Annotated in this window: 21 protein-coding genes; 2 read left to right on the forward strand and 19 right to left on the reverse strand. The window is 64.3% G+C overall.

From position 1 onward, the window contains the following. Nucleotides 1-104: 104 nt before the first annotated feature. The 13 genes from rpsO to J1C48_RS06310 all read right to left on the reverse strand — a co-directional run bounded on the left by rpsO (nt 105) and on the right by J1C48_RS06310 (nt 13,599). Complete coding sequence (gene rpsO, locus J1C48_RS06250) at nt 105-374, reverse strand: 30S ribosomal protein S15 (protein ID WP_207256946.1); 270 nt, start codon at nt 372-374, stop codon at nt 105-107. Between the two features lie 222 nt (nt 375-596). Further along, nucleotides 597-947: a DUF2147 domain-containing protein gene (locus J1C48_RS06255; RefSeq protein WP_207256947.1), complete on the reverse strand. Its 351-nt coding sequence runs from the start codon at nt 945-947 to the stop codon at nt 597-599. A 397-nt stretch (nt 948-1,344) separates the two neighbouring features. Further along, entirely contained in the window at nt 1,345-2,832 is a 1,488-nt protein-coding gene (gene glpK, locus J1C48_RS06260; protein WP_207256948.1) for a glycerol kinase GlpK, read from the reverse strand. Between the two features lie 77 nt (nt 2,833-2,909). Further along, entirely contained in the window at nt 2,910-4,721 is a 1,812-nt protein-coding gene (locus J1C48_RS06265; RefSeq protein WP_207256949.1) for an ABC transporter substrate-binding protein, read from the reverse strand. Between the two features lie 89 nt (nt 4,722-4,810). Beyond that, nucleotides 4,811-5,095 (reverse strand): DUF2160 domain-containing protein, encoded by a 285-nt coding sequence (locus tag J1C48_RS06270; protein WP_207256950.1) that lies wholly within the window; start codon nt 5,093-5,095, stop codon nt 4,811-4,813. Then, entirely contained in the window at nt 5,092-5,685 is a 594-nt protein-coding gene (locus J1C48_RS06275) for a hypothetical protein (protein ID WP_207256951.1), read from the reverse strand. Before J1C48_RS06275 ends, J1C48_RS06270 begins: the two co-directional genes overlap by 4 nt. Then, nucleotides 5,685-6,578 carry a carbohydrate ABC transporter permease gene (locus J1C48_RS06280; protein ID WP_210345337.1) on the reverse strand — a complete coding sequence of 298 codons (894 nt, stop codon included), beginning with the start codon at nt 6,576-6,578 and terminating at the stop codon, nt 5,685-5,687. The genes J1C48_RS06275 and J1C48_RS06280 overlap by 1 nt, the downstream gene beginning before the upstream one ends. Further along, a complete protein-coding gene (locus J1C48_RS06285; RefSeq protein ID WP_207256952.1) occupies nt 6,575-7,462 on the reverse strand; it encodes a carbohydrate ABC transporter permease in 888 nt (295 codons plus the stop codon). Before J1C48_RS06285 ends, J1C48_RS06280 begins: the two co-directional genes overlap by 4 nt. A gap of 14 nt (nt 7,463-7,476) precedes the next feature. Continuing rightward, nucleotides 7,477-8,553, reverse strand: a complete 1,077-nt coding sequence (locus J1C48_RS06290; RefSeq protein ID WP_207256953.1) for an ABC transporter ATP-binding protein — start codon at nt 8,551-8,553, stop codon at nt 7,477-7,479. A 14-nt stretch (nt 8,554-8,567) separates the two neighbouring features. After that, on the reverse strand, nt 8,568-9,644 hold the full coding sequence (locus tag J1C48_RS06295) for an ATP-binding cassette domain-containing protein (RefSeq protein WP_207256954.1): 1,077 nt from the start codon (nt 9,642-9,644) through the stop codon (nt 8,568-8,570). Between the two features lie 56 nt (nt 9,645-9,700). Further along, complete coding sequence (gene glpD / locus J1C48_RS06300) at nt 9,701-11,200, reverse strand: glycerol-3-phosphate dehydrogenase (protein ID WP_207256955.1); 1,500 nt, start codon at nt 11,198-11,200, stop codon at nt 9,701-9,703. A 111-nt stretch (nt 11,201-11,311) separates the two neighbouring features. Further along, complete coding sequence (locus J1C48_RS06305; protein WP_207256956.1) at nt 11,312-12,127, reverse strand: DeoR/GlpR family DNA-binding transcription regulator; 816 nt, start codon at nt 12,125-12,127, stop codon at nt 11,312-11,314. A gap of 158 nt (nt 12,128-12,285) precedes the next feature. Continuing rightward, the gene (locus tag J1C48_RS06310; RefSeq protein WP_207256957.1) at nt 12,286-13,599 is read right to left on the reverse strand and encodes an MATE family efflux transporter; all 1,314 of its coding nucleotides are present in this window, start codon (nt 13,597-13,599) and stop codon (nt 12,286-12,288) included. Nucleotides 13,600-13,727: 128 nt separating this feature from the next. Here J1C48_RS06310 and J1C48_RS06315 point away from each other — a divergent pair, with 128 nt between their 5' ends. Next, complete coding sequence (locus J1C48_RS06315) at nt 13,728-14,630, forward strand: histone deacetylase family protein (RefSeq protein WP_207256958.1); 903 nt, start codon at nt 13,728-13,730, stop codon at nt 14,628-14,630. 362 nt (nt 14,631-14,992) lie between these two features. Beyond that, the gene (locus J1C48_RS06320) at nt 14,993-16,060 is read left to right on the forward strand and encodes a hypothetical protein (protein ID WP_207256959.1); all 1,068 of its coding nucleotides are present in this window, start codon (nt 14,993-14,995) and stop codon (nt 16,058-16,060) included. Between the two features lie 3 nt (nt 16,061-16,063). Here J1C48_RS06320 and J1C48_RS06325 read toward each other — a convergent pair whose 3' ends face one another. The 6 genes from J1C48_RS06325 to J1C48_RS06350 all read right to left on the reverse strand — a co-directional run bounded on the left by J1C48_RS06325 (nt 16,064) and on the right by J1C48_RS06350 (nt 25,726). Then, nucleotides 16,064-16,759 (reverse strand): Isoquinoline 1-oxidoreductase subunit, encoded by a 696-nt coding sequence (locus J1C48_RS06325; RefSeq protein ID WP_207256960.1) that lies wholly within the window; start codon nt 16,757-16,759, stop codon nt 16,064-16,066. 53 nt (nt 16,760-16,812) lie between these two features. After that, entirely contained in the window at nt 16,813-18,972 is a 2,160-nt protein-coding gene (locus J1C48_RS06330) for a xanthine dehydrogenase family protein molybdopterin-binding subunit (RefSeq protein ID WP_207256961.1), read from the reverse strand. A gap of 5 nt (nt 18,973-18,977) precedes the next feature. After that, nucleotides 18,978-19,436, reverse strand: a complete 459-nt coding sequence (locus tag J1C48_RS06335; protein ID WP_207256962.1) for a (2Fe-2S)-binding protein — start codon at nt 19,434-19,436, stop codon at nt 18,978-18,980. A gap of 331 nt (nt 19,437-19,767) precedes the next feature. Further along, nucleotides 19,768-21,036, reverse strand: a complete 1,269-nt coding sequence (locus J1C48_RS06340) for a PAN domain-containing protein (protein ID WP_231081645.1) — start codon at nt 21,034-21,036, stop codon at nt 19,768-19,770. Between the two features lie 299 nt (nt 21,037-21,335). Further along, nucleotides 21,336-24,191: an FtsK/SpoIIIE family DNA translocase gene (locus J1C48_RS06345; RefSeq protein ID WP_207256963.1), complete on the reverse strand. Its 2,856-nt coding sequence runs from the start codon at nt 24,189-24,191 to the stop codon at nt 21,336-21,338. A 257-nt stretch (nt 24,192-24,448) separates the two neighbouring features. Beyond that, entirely contained in the window at nt 24,449-25,726 is a 1,278-nt protein-coding gene (locus tag J1C48_RS06350; RefSeq protein WP_207256964.1) for an NAD(P)/FAD-dependent oxidoreductase, read from the reverse strand. Nucleotides 25,727-25,728 lie beyond the last annotated feature (2 nt).

Here is a 25,728-nt window from a genome sequence, read left to right on the forward strand (position 1 = left end):
TCAGGCGCGGCTTCAGGGCTTAAGCGATCGCCGCATCAGGCGGGATCGCATTTTTTAAACTGGCGGGCCTTTGGATCTTCGTCCAAAGGCCCGCCAGACGTTGTTTAGCGGCGCAGGCTAAGACGCTCGATCAGCGTCTGGTAGCGGCTTTCCTCACGCGACTTCAGATAGTCGAGAAGGCGCCGGCGCTGCGAAACCATTTTCAAAAGGCCGCGGCGGGAGTGATTGTCCTTTTTATGGGACTTGAAGTGTTCGGTCAGGTTGTTGATCCGTTCGGTCAGGACCGCGACCTGCACTTCCGGCGAACCCGTGTCGCCGTCCTTCGTCGCATATTCCTTCAGCAGCGCAGCCTTGCGCTCAGCGGTGATCGACATCGCGATACCCTTTCTGTTGTTATTTGGGGTCGAGACGCCCTTTGCCGGGATGTCGTCCAGCGCGGGCCGTGGTTCGCGTCCGGCCGTCGAGGCCACAGACGCTGGCCGGCATATAACGGATCATGGCGGGAAATGCTAGCCGTCGGCCTTGCATAGGGCTTCGCCGACGCCATGGGAGGTGCGCGCGCCGCGATCAGGCTTTAAAAGCGGCGCACCCGGCCGTTATTTTCGCGACCAGCGCTGCGATTTGCAAAAGATCTTCAAGGCGCAGCCCGTCAGCTTCAGCGCGTTGCCGTTAACCGCCGCCGTGCCCTCATAGGTCTTGCCATTGTTCGGGTCGGTGACCTTGCCGGCATAATTCGCGCCCGACCCGCTCATCACGCCGATCCGCTGGCCCTTGTGCTGGCCGGTGACGAGGGTGACGCAATAGACGCCTTTGCCGCAGGCCACGATCGCAGCCGTCTCGCCGCTGGCCGTGCGCCAGTTGCCGACGATCGGCGCGGAGGCGGCACCGGCGGTGCTGACGCTTGCCGCGAGCAAGGCGCCGGCGAAAAAGGCTGAAATTTTCGACATTTCGGTTCCTCCCAGATGACCTTCGGCGAGCATGACATGCGCTGTCATTTACGGAAAGGTAAAAGGCATCTCGATTCGTTTGCCCGCCTTTTTTGCTGGCGCTTGCGTCGATCGCGACAGGTGCCTGGAAAGGCGCGAGGGACTATGTCCAGGTCTGGCTGAGCCCCGTCGTGGGCGCGTCACGATCGCATGGGATCAGATGGCGCACCATGAAATCGGTTTGCGCGCGGGGCGGGGAGACGGGCGAGCGGCGCGATCGGTATTGGCGCCGCGGCCGCGTCATCGACAAAAATGGCTGGAAGGTGGCCGCATGCCGGGCTGCGATGGCAATGTCGGCTGATGAAACGGCCGGACGGTGACGAGCGGTCCCGCCTTTCATCCGGCGGCCGCGCCGGTCTCATTGCGTCAGCGTGCGCTTGACCGCCTCGGCCCAGCCGGTGAGCTTGCGGCCGCGCGTGACGGCGTCCATTTGCGGGCTGAACTGGCGCTCCAGCCGCCAGCGGGCGGCAAAACCGGCCTGGTCCGGCCAGACCCCGGCCTTCTGCCCGGCGAGCCAGGCGGCGCCGAGCGCCGTCGTCTCCAACACCACCGGACGGTCGACCGGCGCATTCAACAGGTCGGCCAGGCACTGCATGGTGTAGTTCGAGGCGACCATGCCGCCATCGACGCGCAGGACGGTATCGGCCGCACCCGGCCAGTCCTTCTTCATGGCGTTGAGGAGGTCGGCGGTCTGGTAGCAGACGGCTTCCAGCGCAGCCTTGGCGAATTCTTCGGGACCGGTCTTGCGGGTGAGGCCGAAGATCGCGCCGCGCGCCTCGGCGTCCCACCAGGGCGCGCCAAGACCGGTGAAGGCGGGCACCAGATAGACGTCCTGTTCCGGATCGGCCTTGGCCGCCATCGGCCCGGTGACCTCGGCCTTGTCGATGATCTTCAGGCCGTCGCGCAGCCATTGCACCGCCGCGCCGGCAATGAAGATCGAGCCTTCGAGGGCAAAGGAGGTCTGTCCGGCGAGGCGATAGGCGATGGTGGTCAGCAGACGGTTGCGCGAGGCGACGCGCTCCTGGCCGGTGTTCAGCACCGCAAAACAGCCGGTGCCATAGGTCGATTTCAGCATGCCGGGTTCGAAACAGGCCTGGCCGAGGGTCGCTGCGTGCTGATCACCGGCAACGCCGAGCAGCGGGATCGCCGCGCCGAACAGAGCCGCATCGGTGAGGCCGAAATCGCCGTCGCAATCCTTCACGTCCGGCATGATCGCACGGGGCACCTTCAACAGCCTCAACAGCTCTTCGTCCCAGTCGTTGGCCGAGATGTCGAACAGCATGGTGCGGCTGGCATTGGTGGCGTCGGTGGCATGGATTTTGCCGCCGGTCAGCTTGAACAGCAGGAAGGAGTCGACGGTGCCGAAGGCGAGTGTGCCGGCCTCGGCTTTCGCCCGCGCGCCCTCGACATGGTCGAGCAGCCAGGCGATCTTGGTGCCGGAGAAATAGGGATCGACGATCAGTCCGGTCTTTTCGGTGATCATCGGCTCGGCGCCGTCGGAAACGAGCTTGCGGCAGAATTCGGCGGTGCGCCGGTCCTGCCAGACGATGGCGTTGTGGATCGACTTGCCGGTTTCACGGTCCCAGACGACGACGGTCTCGCGCTGATTGGTGATGCCGATCGCGGCAATGTCCGCCGCCGTGATCGAGGCGTCGGCGATCGCCCCGCGCACCGTTTCGACCACCGAATTCCAGATGTCGTCCGGTGCGTGCTCGACCCAGCCGGAGCGGGGGAAATGCTGGGGGAATTCCTGCTGCGCGACGCCCTTGATGCGAAAGCCGTCATCGAAGACGATCGCCCGCGTCGATGTGGTTCCCTGGTCGATGGCGAGGACGTAGCCGGACATTGGATGTCTTCCCGGGCTTGAAAGAAGGATGATCGAAAGCCGGGGCGGACCCCGGCTTTCGATTTCTGGCAAGCGGTTTACTTGCTTTCGCTCTTGGCGTCGCTGCCGGACACCGCATCCGACTTCATCGCGCCCGAGGCATCGCCTCCACCCTTGTTGGCTTCGGCGTCGGCCCAGCTCTTCACCAACTCGTCATAGTTGACGGTGATCGGCTTCGGCTTCTCGTTTTCGAGCTTAGGCTGCGGCGCGAGGTTCCCCTCCTTCTTGGCGAGGTCGACCCAGTACTGCATGTCGTGCTTTTCGTTCAGCTTCGGACCCTTGTCGCCCTGGATGCCGGCCCGCTCGAGACGCGAGAGGACCTTTTCCTGGTCGGCGCAGAGCGAATCCATCGCCTCCTGCGGGGTCTTGGCGCCGGACGCGGCGTCACCGATATTTTGCCACCACAGCTGCGCCAGCTTCGGATAGTCCGGCACGTTGGTGCCGGTCGGGGTCCACTGGACACGGGCCGGCGAGCGGTAGAACTCGATCAGGCCGCCGAGCTTCGGCGCCCGCTCGGTGAAGCTCTTGTCGCGGATCGTCGAGTTGCGGATGAAGGTCAGGCCGGTCTGGCTCTTCTTCACGTCGACGGTCTTGGAGACGACGAACTGGGCGTAGAGCCAGGCGGCCTTGGCCCGCTTCTCCGGGGTCGACTTCATCAGCGTCCAGGATCCGACGTCCTGATAGCCGAGCTTCTGGCCCTCATGCCAGTACGCACCGTGCGGCGAGGGCGCGACGCGCCATTTCGGCGTGCCGTCCTCGTTGACGACCGGCAGGCCGGGCTTGGCCATGTCGGCGGTGAAGGCGGTGTACCAGAAGGCCTGCTGGGCGATATTGCCCTGGGCCGGAACCGGGCCGGCCTCGGAGAAGGTCATGCCCTGAGCCTCCGGCGGAGCGTAGTTCTTCAACCAGTCGAGATATTTGGTGACCGCATAGACGGCGGCCGGGCCGTTGGTGCCGCCGCCGCGATCGACGCAGGAGCCGGTCGGCTGGTCCTTGTCGTTGACGCGAATGCCCCACTCGTCGACCGGCTTGCCGTTCGGCAGACCCTTGTCGCCTTCGCCGGCCATCGACAGCCAGGCGTCGGTAAAGCGCCAGCCGAGCGAGGGATCCTTCTTGCCGTAGTCCATGTTGCCATAGACTTTTTTGCCGTCGATATCGCGGCCGGTGAAGAATTCGGCGATGTCCTGATAGGCTGACCAATTGACCGGAACACCGAGATCGTAGCCGTATTTCTCTTTGAATTCGGCCTTGATCTTCGGGTCGTTGAACCAGTCGTAGCGGAACCAGTAGAGATTGGCGAACTGCTGATCGGGCAGCTGATAGAGCTTACCGTCGGGGCCGGTGGTGAAGGACAGGCCAATGAAGTCGTCGAGATCCAGCATCGGATCGGTGACGTCCTTGCCTTCGTTCTTCATCCAGTCGGTCAGGCTGCGGACCTGGCCATAGCGCCAGTGGGTGCCGATGAAATCGGAGTCGTTGACGTAAGCATCGTAGAGATTTTGACCCGTCTGCATCTGGGTCTGGATCTTTTCGACGACGTCGCCTTCCTGAATGACGTCATGGACGACTTTGATGCCGGTGATCTTCGTGAACCAAGGGGCCAGTGTCTTCGACTCGTAGGCGTGGGTCGTCAGCGATTCCGACACGACGCGGATTTCCATGCCCTGAAAGGGTTTGGCGGCGTCGACGAACCACTGCATCTCCTTTTCCTGGTCGGCGCGCGACAGTGTCGACATGCCGTTGATTTCCTGATCCAGGAACTGCTTGGCCTCGTCCATTCCGGCGAAAGCCGGGCTGGTGGCGATCGCGATCGCGATCGTCGCGCTCGTGACCCAGAGACTGCGCTTCATGAGGTATCCTCCCGTTACAAAATGCCGGTCGATCCTTTTGGAGATCCGAGCCGACCGGCGGCGGCCCGGATCGCATGGCGGCTTGCCGCTCAGACGAAGCGGAAGACGAGAAGGAAGAAGACGGCGCAAACGATCAACGCGTACCAGAGCGTGAGATCGGTCGACCACAGCCAGCCGAGGCAGATGAAGGCCGAGCCGAGCAGCGAGACGAACAGCCGGTCGCCGCGGGTCGTCTCAAAGCGCAGGATGCCGACCCGCGGATGACCGCCGGGCGCGACGTATTCCCAAGCGCCCATCAGCGCGAGCAGGGCAAAAATGGCGATGAAGAAGATGGCGGTCGGCCAGGTCCAGGCCATCCAGGAAAGATCGATCATGCGGCCACCTCAGTTGTCGTGTCATCCGTTCCAGCGTATTTTTTCTGGGATCGGAGACGGAAAAGCGTATGAAAATCCGATTTGCGCCCGCAGCCCGTCATGGTCTGAAAGCGATGCCGCAGGCGGATCAGACAAAGATCGTCGAGAAGCGCGTGCGTTACGCCCGGACGGGACACGGTGACGTCGTAAAACTGAGCGGTCGGCAGGGTTTTCAGCTTCGTCACGGCGACTGGCGCGCGATCTTTGATTTGGTCGACGGCACTTGTGTCGTCCGCATCGCGCATCGGCGCGAAATCCATCGATGAGGAACGCCCACGAATGAGGCGGTCAATCTGAAGGGCGAAAAGCTGATCAAGGGGTGGGGTCGTCGCAAGAAAGCGGCGCTGATTGCGATGACCTATACGCGACTGCCGCAGCTCTCGCGCCGCGCCCATTTGATCGCGCCGCCGCAGAGGTAAGCTTGAGCTTTGCCGCGGTGCGGCCATTCCCTCGCCCTTCGAGGCTCGCGTCGCTCGCACCTCACGATGAGGGAATGGGAAGACCGCTTGCGGCTTATCGGCGGCGGCAACCTGAAACGCCACTTCCCCCATCACACCCGTCCCAGGGCGAAGCCCTTGGCGATGTAGTTGCGCACGAACCAGATGACGATGGCGCCGGGGATGATGGTCAACACGCCGGCGGCGGCGAGCAGGCCCCAGTCGATGCCGGCGGCCGAGACCGTGCGCGTCATGATCGCGGCGATCGGCTTGGCGTCGGTCACCGTCAGGGTGCGGGCGAGCAAGAGCTCGACCCAGGAGAACATGAAGCAGAAGAAGGCGGCGACGCCGATGCCCGACGCGATCAGCGGCATGAAGATCTTGAAGAAGAATTTCGGGAAGGAATAGCCGTCGATATAGGCGGTTTCGTCGATTTCCTTCGGCACGCCCGACATGAAGCCCTCGAGAATCCACACCGCCAGCGGTACGTTGAACAGGCAGTGGGCGAGCGCCACCGCGATATGGGTGTCGATCAGGCCGAAGGCGGAATAGAGCTGGAAAAACGGCAGGGCGAACACCGCCGGCGGCGCCATGCGGTTGGTGAGCAGCCAGAAGAACAGGTGCTTGTCGCCGAGGAACCGATAGCGCGAGAAGGCATAGGCCGCCGGTAGCGCCGCCGCCACCGAGATCACCATGTTCATCACGACATAGATCATCGAATTCACGTAACCCATGTACCAGGACGGGTCGGTGAAGATGGTGGCGTAGTTTTTCAGCGTCGGATTGTGCGGGAACAGCGTCATCGTCGAGACGATCTCGCCATTCGTCTTGAAGCTCATATTGACCAGCCAGTAGATCGGCACCAGCAGGAACAGGATGTAAAGGATCGGGATCAGCGCTTTTGCGCGGAAATGTCCGGATTTTACTCGTTCGCGCGCCCGGAACGCTGTTTCGGAGCGGCTCTCGCCCGGCAGGCCGCCTGCCGCCATGCTCACGTGGTCGCTCATTCGGAGATCTCCTTGACGGGCTTGTCGGTCCCGGCATTGGTCATCACGGTGTAGAAGACCCAGGAGAGCGCCAGGATGATCAGGAAGTAGACGAGGCTCATCGCGGCTGCTTCGCCGAGATTGAACTGGCCGATGGCGAGCTTGACGAGATCGATCGACAGGAAGGTCGTCGAATTGCCCGGGCCGCCGCCGGTGACGACGAAGGGCTCGGTGTAGATCATGAACGAGTCCATGAAGCGCAACAGCACGGCGATCAGAAGCACGCGGCCCATTTTCGGCAGCTGGATGTAGCGGAACACCGCCCAGCGCGAGGCGCCATCGATCTTGGCGGCCTGGTAATAGGCGTCCGGGATCGAGACGAGGCCGGCATAGCACAACAGCACGACGAGGCTCGTCCAGTGCCAGACGTCCATGACAATCACGGTCACCCAGGCCGCGAAGGGATCGGCGACATAGTTGTAGTCGATGCCGAGAGCGTCGACGGTGTAGCCAAGGAGGCCGATGTCGGTGCGGCCGAAGACCTGCCAGATGGTGCCGACGACGTTCCAGGGAATGAGCAGCGGCAGCGCCATCAGGACCAGGCAGACCGAGACCCAGAAGCCTTTCTTCGGCATCGCCAGCGCGACGATGATGCCGAGCGGAATCTCGATCGCCAGGATCAGGCCGGAGAAGATCAGGTTGCGGATCAGCGAGTCGTGGAAGCGCTCGGAGGTCAGGATTTCCTTGAACCACTCGGTGCCGTTCCAGAAGAACTGGTTGTTTCCGAAGGTGTCCTGAACCGAATAGTTGACGACGGTCATCAGCGGGATGACGGCCGAGAAGGCGACCAGCAGAAGCACCGGCAGCACGAAGAACCAGGCCTTGTTGTTCCAGGTCTTTTCCATGGTGTCGGTCCCCCTCAGCGCCGTGCCACGAGCCAGGAATCGGCGTAGAGATTGAGCTGCTCTTGGGTGAAGGCGACGTCGGCCTCGGCCGGGATCTCGCGGTCTTCGTCGAGGACGGCGCTCAGACGAGTGTCGCCGAGCCGAGCCCGCACGATGCGCTCGGAGCCGATGTCCTCGACCTTGTCGATCTGCACCGGAATGCCTTGGCCACGCGGCACCAGCGAGACGAATTCCGGCCGGATGCCGAGTTCCGTCGTTTTGCCGGCTGCGACGGGTCCGATGCTCGCGGGAAGCGCGATGCGCTGGCCCGAGACGACGGCGGCACCGCCTTCGAGCGCGCAGGGCAACAGGTTCATGCCGGGCGAGCCGATGAAATAGCCGACGAAGGTGTGTTGCGGCCGCTCGAACAGCTCTTCCGGCGTGCCGATCTGCACCACCTCTCCGGCATACATGACCACCACCTTATCGGCGAAGGTCAGCGCCTCGGTCTGGTCGTGGGTGACGTAGACCATGGTCATCTGGAATTCGCGGTGGAGCTGCTTCAGCTCCGAGCGCAGCTGCCATTTCATATGCGGGTCGATGACCGTCAGCGGCTCGTCGAAGAGGATGGCGTTGACGTCGGAGCGCACCAGGCCGCGGCCGAGCGAGATCTTCTGCTTTTCGTCGGCGGTCAGCCCCCGCGCCTTGCGATCGGCCTTCTTTTCGAGGCCGATCCGGCGCAGCATGTCGGCGACGCGGCGCTGGATCTCGTCGGCCGGCACCTTGCGGTTCTTCAGCGGGAAGGCGAGGTTCTCGCGCACCGTCATGGTGTCGTAGATCACCGGAAACTGGAACACCTGGGCGATGTTGCGCGCTTCCGGCGTCAGCATGGTCACGTCGGTGTCGTCGAAGCGGACATGCCCGTTCGAGGGGGTGAGCAGCCCGGAGATGATGTTGAGCAGGGTGGTCTTGCCACAGCCAGAAGGCCCAAGAAGCGCGTAGGCGCCGCCATCGGCGAAGGTCGTGTCGACCTCGCGAAGGGCATAATTGTCGGCTTTGGCCAACTCAGGCGTGTAGGCGTGGCGAATATGGTCGAGGCGGATGCGAGCCATGAAGCGTCGTCTCCTCAGGCCGCGATCGCGGCGGATGCGCTGACCGCCCGGCCATCCTCGCCAAAGACGAGAATGTCGGCGGGATCGAAGGACAGATGGACGGTGTCGCCGGTCTCCACCCGTTTGATGCCGTGAATGAGCGCCACCAGCGGTCGGCCGGCGAGTTCGGCGTGGATAAAGGTCTCTGAGCCCGTCACCTCGGTCAGGGCGACGCTGACGTCGAAGCCGGCCGCATGGGGACCGCCAAAGGCGAGGCGATGGGCGCGCACCCCGATCCGGTAGGGGCCGTCGGCGAGATCGGCATGACGGGAGCTCACGGCGAAATCGACATTACCGGGGCCGGAAAAGCGTCCGCCGCGCTTGGTCACGGTCAGAACGTTGAGCGGCGGATCGGAGAAGGTGGTGGCGGTGATCAGGTCGTCGGGTCGGCGATAGACCGCGGTGGTCTCGCCGAACTGGGTGACGCGGCCCTTCGACAGGGTCGCGGTCGAGCCGCCGAGAAGCAGCGCCTCATGCGGCTCGGTGGTCGCGTAGACGAAGATCGCGCCGGTCGCAGCGAAGATCTTCGGCAGCTCCTCGCGCAGTTCCTCGCGCAGTTTGTAGTCCAGATTGGCGAGCGGTTCGTCGAGCAGGACCAGCTCGGCATTCTTGACGAGGGCGCGGGCAAGCGCCGTGCGCTGCTGCTGGCCGCCGGACAGGTTCAGCGGTGTGCGGTCAAGATAGGGCGTCATCTGCAACAGATCGGCCGCCTTGCGTACCTCGCGATCGATCTCGTCCTTCGGGCGGCCGGCGATGCGCATCGGCGAGGCGATGTTCTCATAGACCGTCAGGGTCGGATAGTTGATGAACTGCTGGTAGACCATGGCGACGTTGCGCTTGCGCACCGGCACGCCGGTCACGTCCTTGCCGTCCATCACGACTTTGCCGGCGGTTGGCGCGTCGAGCCCGGCCATCAGCCGCATCAGGCTCGTCTTGCCGGCGAGCGTCGGGCCGAGCAAAACGTTCAGCGAGCCGCGATCGAGGGCCAGCGAGACGTCGATGATGTGGTCTTCGCCGCCGACCTTGCGGCTCACATTGATCAATTCGAGCACAAGTTCCTCCCAGAACGACTCGCCAGAACACCTTGGATACCTTCGCCGCGCCTGTTTCAGGCGGCGGCTTTCTTTCCGGCGGTCGCCATATCCATGTATTTCGCCAGTCCTGCGGTCTCTTCCGGCGAAAAGCGCAAGCCGAGCTTGGAGCGACGCCACAAAACGTCCTCGGCGCTCACCGCCCACTCCTTCTCGATCAAAAAGTCGACCTCGGCGGCGTAAAGACCGTGGCCGAGATGCTTGCCCATCGTGTCGGCGCCGACGAAGCTTGCAGCATCGGTGCCATAGGCCCGTACTAGCCGGCGGATGGTCGCGGCCTCAAGCTGCGGCGCGTTGCGGGCGAGGCCGGCTTCGAGGTCGGCGACGCCGTCGACCGGGAAGTCGCCGCCGGGCAGCGCCGCCGTGCTGCTCCAGGGCTGGCCTTTCTTGCCGATCACCTCTTCGATCTGCTTCATCGCGTCTTCGGCGAGCACCCGGTAGGTGGTGATCTTGCCGCCGAAGCAGTTCAAGAGTCCTGGCTCGCCGTTGCCGCCCTCGACGCGCAAGACGTAGTCGCGGGTGGCTTCCTGCGCCTTGGAGGCGCCGTCGTCGAATAGCGGCCGCACGCCGGAGAAGGTCCAGACGATGTCGTCCCGCGTCACCGGTGACTTGAAATATTCGCTGGCCGAGGCCAGCAGATAGTCGATCTCGCCGTCGGTGATCGCCACCGCGCCGGGATCGCCCTGATAGTCCTGATCGGTGGTGCCGACGAGGGTGAATTCGCCTTCGTAGGGGATGGTGAAGATGATCCGGCCGTCGGAATTCTGGAAGATATAAGCGCGATCGTGGGCGTAAAGCTGCTTGGTGACGATATGTGAGCCCTGGACGAGGCGGATGTGCCGGGCCTCGTTGCGGCCGATCGCCCCGCGCAGGATGAGATCAACCCACGGTCCGCCGGTGTTGACCAGGAAGCGCGCCGTCGCCGCGGTTTCCTCGCCGCTCACCGTGTCGCGCAGGGTCAGATGCCACAGCCCGTTCTCCCGCCGAGCGGCGGCGAGTTTGGTGCGCACCATGATGTCGGCGCCCTTATCCTTGGCCGAGCGGGCGTTGAGAACCACCAGACGGGCATCGTCGACGCGGGCGTCGGAATATTCGAAGCCGATCTTGAATTCGTTTTTCAAGGGCTCGCCGAGAGGGCCGGACAGATCGACCTTGTCGGTCGCCTTCAGCTGCTTGCGTCCCCCGATATGATCGTAAAGAAACAGGCCGAGCCGCAGCAGCCATTTCGGCCGCAGCCCGGAATGATGTGGCAGGATGAAGCGCAAGGGGCGGATGATGTGCGGGGCGATCCGCCAGAGCACCTCACGCTCCATCAGCGCGTGGCGCACCAGCTTGAACTCGTAATGTTCAAGATAACGCAAACCGCCATGGATCAGCTTCGTCGACCAGGACGAGGTGCCGGAGGCCAGATCGTTCATTTCGGCAAGACCGACGGTATAGCCACGCCCGGCTGCATCGCGCGCGATACCACAGCCGTTGATGCCCCCGCCGATGACGAAAATGTCGTAATTCTTCATGGCCTCCCACTTCGCACTTGCAGCATAAAAGTTGCGATTGCGAACGTTTGGGAGTCTAATCCGAAAGCGAATCGAACGTCAAACGAAATCGTCCGAAACGTTACGATTTCGTCATCTGCTGTCGTCGCGAGAGGCTGATGCGGATGCCTCGCGATGGCCGTTTGCGGGTTCGGGATGGGCCTCGATCAGGCGCACCTCGGCAGCTTTGCAGATTTCGCGGATGGTCGGCGGCGCGCAATCGGTCACGAAGGTCTGAACCTGTTCGAGATGGCCGATCCGCACCGGTGCGCTGCGGTCGAATTTCGACGAATCGGCGGCCAGGATGACATGGCGAGCGTTGCCCATGATTGCTTGCGCGACCCGCACCTCGCGATAGTCGAAGTCGAGCAGCGAGCCGTCGGGATCGATGGCGGAGACACCGATCACGGCGAAATCGACCTTGAACTGGCGGATGAAGTCGACGGCTGCTTCGCCGACGATGCCGCCATCGGAGCGGCGCACGACGCCGCCGGCGATCACGACCTCGACTTCCGGGTAAGGGCGCATGGCGGTGGCGACGTTGATGTTGTTGGTGATCACCATCAGGTCCGAATGGCGCAGCAGCTGGTGCGCCACCGCCTCCGTGGTGGTGCCGATATTGATGAACAGCGACGCCTGATTGGGGACGATGTCGGCGACGGCGCGGCCGATGGCGGTCTTTTCGTCCGCCGCGATCACCCGCCGGGCGTCGTAGCCGACATTCTCGACGCCGGAGGACAAGATCGCGCCGCCATGGATGCGGGTCAGCAAGCGCGCGTCGCAAAGCTCGTTCAGGTCCTTGCGAATGGTTTGCACCGAGACCTCGAAGCGGGCGGCAAGTTCGTCGACGAGCACCCGTCCCGAGCGTTTGGCGCTCTCCAGGATCTGGAGCTGGCGCTCTGAGAGCATGGCGGTTCCTTCCCGGCTTTTTGCCGGATCATGCGGAAAGCGAAAGAAAAGCGCAACAAACGAAACTTTGGGTCTGCGCGACTTCGCAGCTTCCAAGCGAAGCCTTGGGGCGGACGGTGGGGCATGCCTTGCGATTCGCAAAAGCTGTGAGCGACGGTTCAGGTGCTTCCGGTGAAGGCGCGGTCGCGTTGCCGTGGCAGCATGGCGGCAAGAGCACCGCCCCGCAGGGCCAGAAAAATCTCGAAGGCGAGCCAGAGGCCCTGATTACCGGCAAGCGGCGTCAGCCCGTAGCCGGCCAGGATGAAGACTGCGAGGGAAAGGATCATCATATCGCGCATCGCGCCCGACCAGGTGGCGCCGATGAATAGCCCGTCCATGACGAAGGCGAGGGCGCCGACCAGCGGTGTCGCCGCAGCAAAGGGCAGGAAGCGTCTCGCCTCCATGCGCACTTGGAGATCGGTGGTGAGAAGGTCGATCAGAATGGTGCCGCCGAAAAGCGTGGTGAGACCGACAAGGAGCCCGACCACCAAGCCCCAGCCGCTGGTCAGCCTGACCGTTTGATCGAAAGCTGACCGCCGACGGGCGCCGAGAGCCTGCCCTGCAAGCTGCTCGGCGGCGGTCGCCAGGCCGTCGAGGAAGTAAGAGCCGGTCATGAAGATGGTCATCAGCAGGCCGTTGGCGGCCAGCGTCACCGGACCGAAGCCGGCCCCGAGCCGGGTGAACAGCGCGAAGCCGGCGAGCAGGCAGAACGAGCGGATCATGATGTCGCGATTGACGCCGAGCATCTGAAGAAAGCCGGTCCTGTCGAGAATTTCGGTGAGTGTCGGGCACCGGGCGCCGGACAACCCGCGGGCGAGCACCATCAGCCCGGCGAGGCAGCCTGCCGCCTCACCGCAAACCGTGCCGAGCGCGACACCGGCGATTCCGCCTTGCAGCATGAGACCGAAGACGATCGACAGGACGATATTGGTGCCGTTGACGATGATCTGCAGGCCAAGGGCGAGGCGGCTGCGCCCACGCCCGAGAACCGAGCCGAGGATTGCGTAATTCGCCAGCGCGAAGGGGGCGGAGAACATCCGCACGAAGACATAGGTCGCCGCGGCCTCGCCGACCGTGGGTCCGGGCGCGATCGCCGCCAGGCCGAGCATCATGACCAATGGCTCGGCAAGAATCAGCAGCCCGCCGATCACCAAGGCGAGCAGCGCCGCGCGCAAAAAAACCGCTTCGATCTTGCGGGTATCACCTGCGCCGAGCGCCTGGGCGGTGAGCCCGGTCGTCCCGGCGCGCAGGAAATTGCAGACGGCAAAGACGAAATCGAAGATCAGCGCGCCGACCACCAGGCCACCGAGCGTTTCGGCGTCGCCAATCCGGCCGACGACGGCGATGTCGGTCATCCCGAGCAGCGGCGTCGTCAGATAAGCCAGCGTCATCGGTAGGGTGATCGCAAAGACACGGCGATGCGTGACCGTCATGGCCGGCGCCGGATGCAGGGCTCCGTCTGGCCGCACGTCATCACCTCCCGAGCGAGTGCCAGTTCGGCTGGCGGTTCACCTCTTTGGGGGATCGAATCGATCTAAACGTCCCCTAGCTACGACGCATAATGGCTGTGCCGATCATTCACCATCCTGCCTTCGACGCGAATTTCGATGCCCATCATCGCTTTCCCATGTCGAAATTCACCCGTCTCGCCGAAATCCTGATCGAGGACGGCGTCGTCGGGGCGGTGGGCTTTCACGTTCCGGCGCCGGCTCTGCCGGGCTGGCTGCGGCTTGCCCATGATCCGCGCTATGTCGATCAGGTGCTGTTTGCGGCAGTGCTCGCCGAGGTCGAGAAGGCGATCGGCTTTGCGGTCGACGAGCGGGTGGCGATGCGGTCCCGCTGCGCGACCGGCGGGACGGTACTCGCCGCGCGCCTTGCGCTTGCCGAAGGGCTCGCCTGCAACACCGCCGGCGGCAGCCATCACGCTCACCGCGCGGCCGGCGCAGGCTTTTCGGTCTTCAACGATGTCGCGGTGGCGGCTTCGGTGGTCATCGCCGACGGGGATGTCGACCGGATCCTCGTCGTCGACTGCGATGTCCATCAAGGGGACGGGACGGCGAGAATCTTCGCCGACGAACCGCGCGTCTTCACCCTTTCGATCCATGCCGAGCGCAACTATCCGAGTGAAAAAGCCCGCTCCGACATGGATGTCGGGCTCGCCGACGGCACCGGCGACGACGGCTATCTCGACGCCTTGCGGACTGCGCTCCCGGCCGCTTTCGACGCCGCGCGGCCGGACCTCGTCTTCTACAATGCCGGCGTCGATCCGCATCGCGACGATCGGCTCGGCCGGCTGGCGCTGACGGATGCCGGCCTTTGCGAGCGTGACCGGCAGGTCTTCGGCTTTTTCCGCGAGCGCGGCATTCCGGTCGCGGCGGTGATCGGCGGGGGCTATTTGCGCGACATCGACGCGCTGGCGCGCCGGCACAGCATTCTCCACCGTATCGCGAACGAGTTCGTGTGAATCGCGCGATCATGTGATCAAGGAGCTTTTCGTCCACGCGGCGGTTGTCGTAGGGGCAATCCGCGCCTAGCTTTCTGGATGTGCGGTCCGACCCGGCGGAGGAAGTGGTGTGGTCGAAACCAGAACGGATCTTGATCCTCGTCGCGGGCGCGGCGGCGCTTGCCGCGCTTTTGCGCCGATCGCGCCTGTCCGGCGGCCCGTTCCGCTCGGCAAAGTCGTCATCGCCGCAACCCGCGTCGTCCGACGCAGCAGAACCCGCGGCCCTTGTCGATCATCCCAGCACGGCCACCCAGGCGCCTTTCGGCCGCGCTGCATCGGACAAAACATCAGGGGCGCAGCACGCAACCAGCGGGGCACCGATTATGGAAAAAGACAAGGCGAGTTCCGATGCGGCGGACGACTATGACGCCGACCATCCTGTCGCTGCATCGCGGGAATGCCATGAGCGTCTGAAGGGCGGTCTGCAGGCGGAGCCCATCCGCCCGCAGACCGATCCACTGGAGGAAAAGCACAAGGCGGGCGCGTTCGATCGGGATTTCCGCACCCTTGACTATTCGCAGCTCTCAAAGGATGAGGCCGCCCGCGAGCGCAGCCGGCAGCGGCGCAAGCGCGATCACGCGAGCTGGGTGCCGCCGACGCAGGACAAGCGATTGCCGCCCGCGGTGCCGGTTCAGCCGGCGCAGTTTGCGACCTTTGGCGGCAGCATGGTCTCGGTTGAGGTGGTGCGCGGCAAGAGTGACGCGCGGGCGGTGGATATGACGCCGACGCTCGCTCCCCCGTGCGATCAGCCGGCGCCGCGCCAGACCGAGCGGCCGAAGACGGTGCATGCCGAGCGGCGCGCCAAGCTCGCTTTTTCCAATCCCGACGGCCCGACGCCGGCGAAAAAAGAGCGCAAGCTGCCGCCGGACCCCTTGGCCGAAAAGCACAAGGCGGCAAAGTTCGACAATGATTTCCGCACGCTCGACTATCGGCATCTGACGCCCAAGCCGCAAACGGCGAAGGCGAATTCGCGAATCGAGCCGGACGGTATTCTCGACAAGGCCGATTGGGTCGATTCCGATGCGGCGGCCAATAAAACGGTGGCGCCGGGCGTCGGCGCATTTCAAACAGCGGGTGCGCGGGCGACCGTCGAGACCATCGCGCTGAATGGTGGCGCCAACCCATCCGGCGACGATGCGCCACCGATTGGCGTCAGCGCGCCCGAGGGTTTTGCCGGCCCTCGCCATGGCAATCCGGACGACCTCACCCGGATCCAGGGGATCGGTCCGGCGATCGAGACGCTGCTGTTTGATCGCGGCATCTACCATTTCGATCAGATCGCCGCGCTCGCGCCCCATGAAGTGATCTGGGTCGAGCAGGAACTTGGCTTTCCGGGCCGGATCACCAACGAGCGCTGGATCGAGCAGGCCCGCAGGCTGGTCGAAGGATAAGCGTCAGCTGTCGGGGCAATGCGCTCCGGTGGCGGCCCAGGCCTTATAGAGTTCGCCGAACTGTTTCTGAGTGCCGGGAACCGGCTTGCGTCCGGCGCCCGGATGCCAGGCCCAGCCGACCAAATCGTCATGGGCCATGTGGTCGACGAGGTCGGCGAGCGTCTTGCCGCCGTTACGGTCCTTGTCCTTGATCTGCCGGCAGATCTCGCCAAGCGTGCGGCCCTGCCAGGCCATCTCGATCGGCGCCAGATGCCAGTTCGGATTGCCGGGGATCGACTTGATGTCGTCGCTCTGGGCAATCACCTTGACGTTGTTCGGCCCATGGCAGGTGTTGCACATCATGCCCGGCACGCCGAAATTGGCCTGTCCACGTTCGACCGGTGGCTGGTGCGGATGCATGTCGAGGCCCTGCAAGGGGCGGTCGCCGGCCGGGTGACAGTTCACGCAGCGCGGATTGAGGAGCACCTTGCCGGTCTCCTCGAAGATCGCGATCGAGCGCTCTTTTTCGTCCTTGATGTTGTCGAAGTCCGAGGCGCTCTTCAGCTTGATGTCCTCGCTGGCCTTCTTCGGCGCGACCGCCGGCCGCGAGGGGGCGGGTGCCTCGGGTGCACGGTTCTGTGCGACGGCGGTGGCGGCGAGCGAAAGCGCGACGCCAAGGGCGATGACGAGTGCCTTGGACGGCCGGTGGAGGTGCAGCATCCGTGTCCCTGATCTTGTCTTTGCGAAGCCGAATGGCCGGATCAAATGCGACATCACGCGACGAGGTCGCGTGATAGCGGCAAGCGCTGGACCGGGCGCCCGGTCAGTCGGCGCCAGGCATTGGCGACCGCGGGGCCGATCGGGGGTACGCCCGGCTCGCCGACGCCGGTCGGCGCCTCGCTCGACGGGATGATCGCGACCTCGACATGGGGCATTTCGGTGATGCGCAGAGACCGGTAGTCATTGAAGTTCGACTGCACCACCGCGCCGCCGTCGGTCAGGTCGATCGCGTCGAAGAGAATGGCGCCGAGGCCGTAGCCGATGCCGCCTTCCATCTGCGCCTTGATGATGTTCGGGTTGACCGCGACGCCGCAATCCACCGCGCACCAGACCTTCTGCACCTTGGGCAGACCGGTGTCGTCGAGCGAGGCCTCGACGATTTCTGCGACATAGGTGTTGAAGCTCTTGTGCACGGCAACGCCGCGCTGGTGGCCGTCGGGCAGGGCGGCATGGCCCCAGTCGGCCATTTCCGCGACTTTCTTCAAGACGCCGAGATGGCGCGGCGAATCCTTGAGCAGTGCCAGCCGGCCCTCGACCGGATCCTTGCCGGCCCGCTCGAGCAGCCGGTCGAGGAAGGTTTCGACCGCGAAGGCGGTGTGGGTGTGGCCGACCGAGCGCCACCAGAGTACCGGCACGCCGAGCTTGGTCTGGTAGGCGACGACCCGCAGATTGTCGATCGCATAGGGCATGTCCGAGGCGCCCTCGACGGTGGTCTCGTCGAGCTCGTCCTTGCCCATGATCGATTGGCCGGCGATCTTCTGGTCCCAGCCGACGATGGCGCCGGTCTTGTCGACCGCCCCCTTGATCGAGTGGACGTAGATTGGCCGGTAGAAGCCGCCGCGAATGTCGTCCTCGCGGGTCCACATATGTTTGACCGGGCGGGTCATGCCCGAGGCTTTGAAGGCTGCGGCCGCCTCGCGCATATAGGGCGAGCCGAACTGCGCCCTGCGGCCGAAGGAGCCGCCGGCCAGCTGCATGTTGATGCGCACCTTCGATGGATCGACGCCGCAAATGTCGGCGATCGCTTTCTGGTCCTGGCCGGGAAACTGTGAGCCATTATAGCAGTCGATCGAGCCGTCGGCGGCGCGGATCAGCACCGCGTCGAGAGGCTCCATCGGTGCGTGGGCGAGGAAGGGGAAGACAATCTCGGTGTCGAGCGAGGTGATGCCCTCCGATGCCAGAGCACCATCGACATCGCCCTTGTTGGCGGCTTTGAGGCCCTTCCCCTTCATCTCGGCGCGATAATCATCGACGATCTGCTGGCTGGAGCGGGTCTCGGCCTTGGAGAGGTCCCAGTCGATCTTCAGCGCGGCGCGGGCCTTGAGGGCGGTGAACGTGTCTTCGGCGAAGACCGCGACGCCCTGCGGGATCGGCTTGACGTCGACGACGCCCTTGATCGCCCGTGCGGCGCTGTCGTCGACGGCTTTGACCGTCGCGCCGAAGTGGTCGGCATGGGCGACCATCGCGATCAGCATGTCGTCGGCGAGAACGTCGAGGGTGAAGACCGCCTTGCCGTCGGTCTTGTCGTCGGTGTCGAGCTTGTGGCGATCCTGGCCGATCAGGGTGAAATTCTTCGGGTCCTTCAGGGCGACGTCCTTCGGCGGCTCGGTCTTGGCAGCCTTGTCGGCAAAGGCGCCGAAGCCCGATTCCTTGCCGGATTTTTCGTGCCGGATGCGACCCTTGACGACGGTGATCTCGTCGGCCGAAACGTTCCAATCCTTGGCGGCGGCCGCGACGAGCATCGCCTTGGCGGTGGCGCCAGCCTTGCGCATCTGCCCGTAGGAATTGGCGATCGAGGTCGAGCCACCAGTGCCCTGCAGGCCGAAGGCGAGGTTTTTGTAGAGCTCCTGATTGGCTGGCGCGGCGGCAACCCGCATCTGCGACCAGTCGGCGTCAAGCTCCTCGGCGACAAGCGTGGTGAGGCCGGTATAAGGACCCTGACCGAATTCGATATGCTTGGAGAGCACCGTCACCGTGTTGTCGGGGGCGACCCGGACAAAGGCGTTGAGATCGGCCTGCTGGCCTTCGGCGCCCTCTTTGGCGCCCTGGATGAGGGCGGCACGGGCATTAGGCGCCAACAGGGTGACGCCGATGACGAGGCCGGTGCCGGCTAGAAAGGCGCGGCGGCTCGGGCGGATGGTGGCGATGTCCATAGGGGTCAGCCCTCCAGCGTCTTGGCGGCGTCGTGGATCGCCTGGCGGATGCGTTGGTAGGTCGCGCAGCGGCAGATGTTGCCGGCCATCGCGCCGTCGATGTCGTCGTCGCTCGGCTTCGGTGTGTATTGCAGGAGCGAGATCGCCGACATGATCTGGCCGGACTGGCAATAGCCGCATTGCGGCACGTCGATTGCCCGCCAGGCTGTCTGCACGGCCTGGGCCTCGGGGCCATCGACGCCCTCGATGGTGGTGACGCTGGAGCCGTCGAGGGTGGAGATCGGGGTGATGCAGGAGCGGCGGGTCGTGCCGTCGACATGGACGGTGCAGGCCCCGCACTGAGCGATGCCGCAGCCATATTTGGTGCCGGTCAGCTTCGCCGTGTCGCGAATGACCCAGAGCAGCGGCGTGTCAGGATCGCCATCGAAGGTGGCTTTTTGGCCGTTCAGCGTGAAGGTGATCATGGTCGCCTGCTCAATTTTCGGGTCATGTGCCGGGCAATCCGTCGAAACGTCAAAATGGCGCCTGTGCATATGACGGAATGTTTGGAATTGGATTGGATCTAAACTAAGCACTTGAAGCCACGGAGCAACCCAGCCATCCGTCGGATGCGTGAAATCGCCGCCCATGCCGCGCTATTGTGACAGATTGGGACAAAGCCAGGATCGGCGTCACTCAGCCGAACGCAGGATAACCTGCCGATGCTGCCGAGCGCGCCGAAGACCGTACGGCCTTTGGGTTCGACCCACCCTCAACACCTATTTGTCGCGCAAAGCCTGGGCTCCTGGACACGCGCTACTGGAGCGGAATGATCTTGGCGACGTTGAAGGTCGTGATCGTCTTCACGCCGCTCACCATCCCGCTTCGCAAACGCGGCGTACCAACCGTGCCCTTCAGCCAGCATTCGTGTTTCGGTTTGACGAAGGTGAAGGCCACACAGCGATCTTGGGTGACGCAGTCGAGTCGGCACTGACCGCGGCTTTGGGCTTGCCGGTCTGGGGCGCGCGCGAGGTCGCCACCTGGCAGATCGATATCCTCCAAAACGCCGGCGACAGGGTCGATCACCCCCGTGTTGAAGGGGGCGGGATCGGGGTCGGCGGCGGTCAGCAATTCGCCCGAGATCGCGACCATGTTGCCGTCACTGATACCCCTTTTCGACTTCAGGAAGCAGTTGGGTCCGCGGGTGATTCGCTGATCGGTATTGTAGGTGAAGGCGCGGCAGCTGCCGGCCATCGCGAGGCATTGGCCGGCGCAGGCCGCCGCATCGCTGGCCCGGCTGGCGGCGATGTCGGCGCCGAAAAAGTCGAGGCCGATAAACAGCGCAAGACGGGTCGGTCGGCTGATATAGGATTGCAGGGCGGAGCGCGGCGCTTCGGCGGCAACGGAGGGCTTAACGGCGCTCGTTTCGGCTGCGGCGACGCGGTCGGCGGGGGCGGGCTCGGCGGATGGCGCAAGCGGGGTTGACGGTGCCGATGAGGCGCTTGTCGGGCTGTTGCCTGGATGCCGATTGATGCCGTAGCGGGCAATTTCGTCGGGAGTGAAGATATGCATCTCATCCGGCGGCGTCTTGAACATCGTTGTCAGCACACCGGTTGGCGTCTTGAACCGCCCGAGAAGATCAAGAATGTCGGAGATCGAAATCTGCGCACTGACGAGATCGTTGCTGTCGGAGAAGATCTGGTGAACGCCAAGCTCGCCATCCACCTGCCGCTCGTTGCCCGCAAAAAAGATGAAAGCGCAGGCCGAATAACAGCCGGCGCCGGTAGGGACGAATGTCGAGAGCTTGTGCTCATAGACGTCGTCGGCAATCAAAAGGCCGATCGCGACGAGGCCGCCGGGACTGTCGAGCACCAGCAGCCTCGGCTCTGCTGTGGCTTCGAGGGCGCGGCGAAAATTCAGCGCCGTGCCGGTGCCGATCGGACCTTTCATCGTGATCACGCCGGGGGCGGCGTCGTCGACCGAGAACACCCCGAATTGCTGGGTTGCCGCCCGCGCGGCGACGGGCAACAGCCAGACCGCGAGAATCGCTAGCCAAGCGACGAGAACAGTCTGGCGCTCGCCCATCGCATTTTTCCTTTCGTCACTTCGCTGCATGCAGACTCTCGGTTTGAGAAGTCTCAATCAGAAGCATCGTCCGCAATGAACGCAAGATCTGAGTGTTTCGTGTCGCTTATTTTTCCGGATTATGTTTGGAGATGTCTCGCCCATGGCATGCGGGGCCCAACACCGTCTGGGGGCGGTGACCGATCAGGTCTGTGCGCGCAGAAAACGACGAACGCCCGCCTGGCCACAATGCCAGGCGGGCGTTCGCGATTTGTCGGGTGAGGGGAAACGCGGGCGGCACTTCGGACTCGCGTCAGGCCTCACATTTCCTGTTCGGTCGGCACCAGGATCTCGCGCTTGCCGGCATGGTTTGCGGGCCCGACGATGCCTTCGTCTTCCATCCGCTCGATGATCGAGGCGGCCCGGTTGTAGCCGATGCCGAGCCGGCGCTGGATATAGGAGGTCGAGGCCTTTCCATCTCTCAGCACCACCGCCACCGCCTGATCGTAAGGGTCGGCGGAATCGTCGCCGCCGCCGCTGGCGTTGCCCGCGCCACCGCCTCCGGCCGCTTCGCCGCCGTCTTCATCCTCGTCTTCGAGGATCGCGTCGAGATAGTCCGGCACGCCCTGGGACTTCAGGTGATTGACGATCTTTTCGACTTCCGGATCGTCGACGAAGGGGCCGTGGACACGCTGGATGCGGCCGCCGCCGGCCATGAACAGCATGTCGCCCATGCCGAGCAACTGCTCGGCGCCCTGTTCGCCGAGGATGGTGCGCGAATCGATCTTCGACGTCACCTGGAAGGAGATGCGGGTCGGGAAGTTCGCCTTGATCGTGCCGGTGATGACGTCGACCGAGGGGCGCTGGGTCGCCATGATGACGTGGATGCCGGCGGCGCGGGCCATCTGGGCGAGGCGCTGGACGGCCCCTTCGATGTCTTTGCCGGCGACCATCATCAGGTCGGCCATCTCGTCGATGATGACGACGATGTAGGGCAACGGCTCGAGGTCGAACTCTTCGGTCTCGAAGATCGGCTCGCCGGTCTCCCGATCGAAGCCGGTCTGAACCGTGCGCGACATCGTCTCGCCGCGCTCCATCGCCTGGCGGACCCGCGAGTTGAAGCCGTCGATGTTGCGCACGCCGACTTTCGACATCTTGCGATAGCGATCCTCCATCTCGCGCACCGTCCATTTCAGCGCGACGACGGCCTTTTTCGGATCGGTGACGACGGGCGAGAGGAGATGCGGGATGCCGTCATAGATCGACAGTTCGAGCATCTTCGGATCGATCATGATCAGCCGGCACTCGGCCGGGGTGAAGCGGTAGAGCAGCGACAGGATCATGGTGTTGATCGACACCGACTTGCCCGAACCGGTGGTGCCGGCGACGAGCAGATGCGGCATCTTGGCGAGATCGGCAATCACCGCCTCGCCGCCGATGGTCTTGCCGAGACAGAGCGGCAGCTTGCCCTTGTTCTGGGCAAACGCCTCCGAGGCGATCATCTCGCGATAATAGACCGTCTCGCGCCGCTGGTTCGGCAGTTCGATGCCGATGGCGTTCTTGCCGGGAATGACCGCGACGCGGGCGGCGATCGCCGACATCGAGCGGGCGATGTCGTCGGCGAGGCCGATGACGCGGGAGGATTTGATGCCGGGGGCCGGCTCCAACTCGTAGAGCGTGACGACCGGGCCGGGGCGCACCTCGATGATCTCGCCCTTGACCCCGAAGTCTTCGAGCACGCCTTCGAGGATGCGGGCGTTCTCCTGCAGCGCTTCGGCCGACATGGTCGAATCGCGGCCCGTGGCCTTCGGCGGCGAGAGAAACTCGATCGACGGCAGCTCGAAGGTGGCGGAGTCGGCAACCGTCATCGGCTGGGGCTTCATCGCCACCGCGCGGCCGGAGCCGCTGCGCAGCCGTTGCTGGTCGGCGGTGACAGTGCGCTGGGGCACGACGCGCGTGTCTTCGCCAGCGCCCGCAGCGTTGGCGGTCGGCGCCTGCGGGGCCGCCGGCTGCGGGCGGTTCGGCTCCATCGCCGGCTCGGCCCGGCGGGCCTCCTTGCGCTGGTTCGCGCGTCGTCCGGGAAAGGCGACGATGTTGCCGGAGAGGAAATTGCGCCAGCCGCCTTCTCCATCCTGGGGTTGGCCGCGGCCGGTTACCCGGTCGTCCGGGCTCAGCGACATTGCGTCGTCGTCGATCGGCGGCGTCGGGTCGAAATCGCTGTCATGCGCCGCGTAGGCGCCGGCCTCTGGCTGATCATAGGGCACGAATTCGCGTTCCCAATCGGCCGGCATGTCGCCTGTGCCGTCGTCCTCTTCCTCTGGCCAGTCGGTCGCATCGACATAGCCGTGCCCGTCATTGGCCGGCATCGCGACCCGGATCGCGCGGCCGTCGCGGGGCACCATCGTGGGCTGCGGCGGCGCGAAGTCGTCCGCGTCCTCGTCGCGCCAATCGTTGAAGCGATCGGCGAAGTCGGGGTCGCGCTGCTGGCGCCGCTCCTGCGCGTGGCGCTGCCAGGCTGCCTTGGCTGAATACAGCATATGAGCGGCCGCACCGACGAGAAGGGCAAGCTTGCCCTCGGCGCCGTCCTCATCGAGATCGACGGCGGTCTTGGCCGGTTTTTCCGGGTAGCGGCCGATCAAGGCCGCGCCGTTGAGATAGAGCCAAGCGGCCGGCAGGCCGAGCGCGAGAGCAAGCGGGATCGCCCAGACGCCGCTCGGATAGCCGCCGAAGATGCCAGCCGGCAGCTTGAGCAGAAGATCGCCTGCAACGCCGCCGATTCCGATCGGCAGCGGCCAGCTTGCCGGCGCGGTGAAACAGCTGAGCGCGGCACAGGCAAGCACGACCCCGCCGACGGCATACCAGCCGCGCTTCCAGATGAAGTCGACCTTCCGGCCGCTGAGAAGCCGCAGCGACCAGATCAGCGGCAGCGCGATCACCAGCGTCGCACCGATGCCGAAGATCTGCATCATCAGATCGGCGATGATCGCTCCATTCGCCCCGGCGGCGTTTTCGATCATGTTCTGATTGGATTGGCTGAGCGAAGGATCCGTCACCGTCCACGTCGCGCAGGCCAGGCCGAGATAACCGGCCACGAGCAAAAGCGCCAAGGCTCCGCCGACCTCGATGCCGCGCCGAAAAAGGGACGTTTGTTCTTCGTTGACCGCTATGTACGCCATCGCCCGACCTGCCACGTCTTGTTGAAAACGCCTCCCGCCAAAGCGCGGGCAGGCTCTCCCAAACCTGCAGAATCGATAACCAATCGGGGTTAAGACGGCCTTAAGATTAAGGCCGCGTTAGGGAAATGCATGCAATTCGGCCGATGGGCGACCGTAGCGCAAGGTGTTGACGTCGTTGCACTTTATCCGATCGGACGCAGTGCGGTAACAATCTGCCGCATCGCTCGCTCTCGGCATTTTGAACAGCCGGCCAATCGTCAGCGATGCAGCTTCAACTGCGCCCCTTTGGCCGGCGAAATGAAGTCGGCGAAGATCGCGACGCCGCCGCGCAAGCGGCCGAGCAGTGTCCATTGATGGCGCCGCTGCAGGCTCTTATAGGCAGCGTTGGCGAATTTGCCTTTCACCAGAAAATCGTTCTTTCGGCCAAATCCGATCTGACCGACCGATCCGGCCCTTGCGAGGGACACCAGTCGGCCGCGGTCGTCAAAGACGAAGGGCGGCGGCTCTTTGCCGGCGAGCATCTTCGGAATCGCCGAGGCCAGATAGATCGCCTGCTGGCTGGCGCATTGGGCCGTCGGCAGCAAGGCTGCCTTCGCGCCATCCGGGGTGAAGCAGGCGGCGTCGCCAATGGCCAAAATTTGCGGGGAAAGGCTGGTGCGAAGCCGGCTGTCGACGATAATGCGGCCCCTGTTGTCGAAGTTGAATTCGGCGAGATTTTTGAGGCACGGGTTGCCGACCAGCCCTGCAGCCCAGACGCTGATATCGGCCGGGTAGCGGGTGCCGTCGGCGGCGATGACGCCGTCCGGGCCGATCTCAGCGATCTTCGTGTTCGTCAACGTTTCGACATCGAGCGCATCGAGCCGGGATTTGATGCTCTGGCGCAAGCGGTCGTCGGCTCCCGGCATCAAGTCCGGGGCTGCTTCGACCAGCAGGATGCGCAAGATGTCGGTCGGTCGTTCGCCGGGGTTGCGGAAAAAGCCGCTCTCGACCTGGCGCAGATGGGCGGCAAGTTCCGTTCCCGTCGCGCCGGAGCCGACGATCACCACCGCGGCCGGCCGGCCGCGCTGGCGAGCGGTGATCATCTCGGCGACGAATCGAGCGCGAAAGCGATCGGCATCGGCGCGTTCGTCGAGACGCACAGCATAGGCGTCAACGCCTTTGGTACCGAAATCCGGGGTCTGGCCGCCGAGCGCCACGACCAGACGATCGTAGGTGAGTTCACGCGGAGCGGCACTGTGACCGCCCGGCGCATGGGGGCCGGAGAGGCGGACGCTTTGGGTGGCGACGTCGATCGTTTCCACCTTGCCTTGTTCGAAGTGAAAGCCGCGCATCCGGGCGAGCATGTAGTAACTCAGTTCGGACAGGGTCGAATCGATTGTACCGGCGGCAAATTCGTGTAGGCGAGGCTTCCAAAGATGCGCCGGTTGGCGATCGACGAGCGTTACGGCGCAGTCCTTGCGGCCGCCGAGTCGGGCCGCGAGTTCCGCTCCTCCCGCTCCACCACCGAGGATGAGGATATGGGGTTTCGATTTCATGG

Source organism: Jiella flava (genome assembly GCF_017349315.1).
GTDB lineage: Bacteria > Pseudomonadota > Alphaproteobacteria > Rhizobiales > Rhizobiaceae > Jiella > Jiella flava.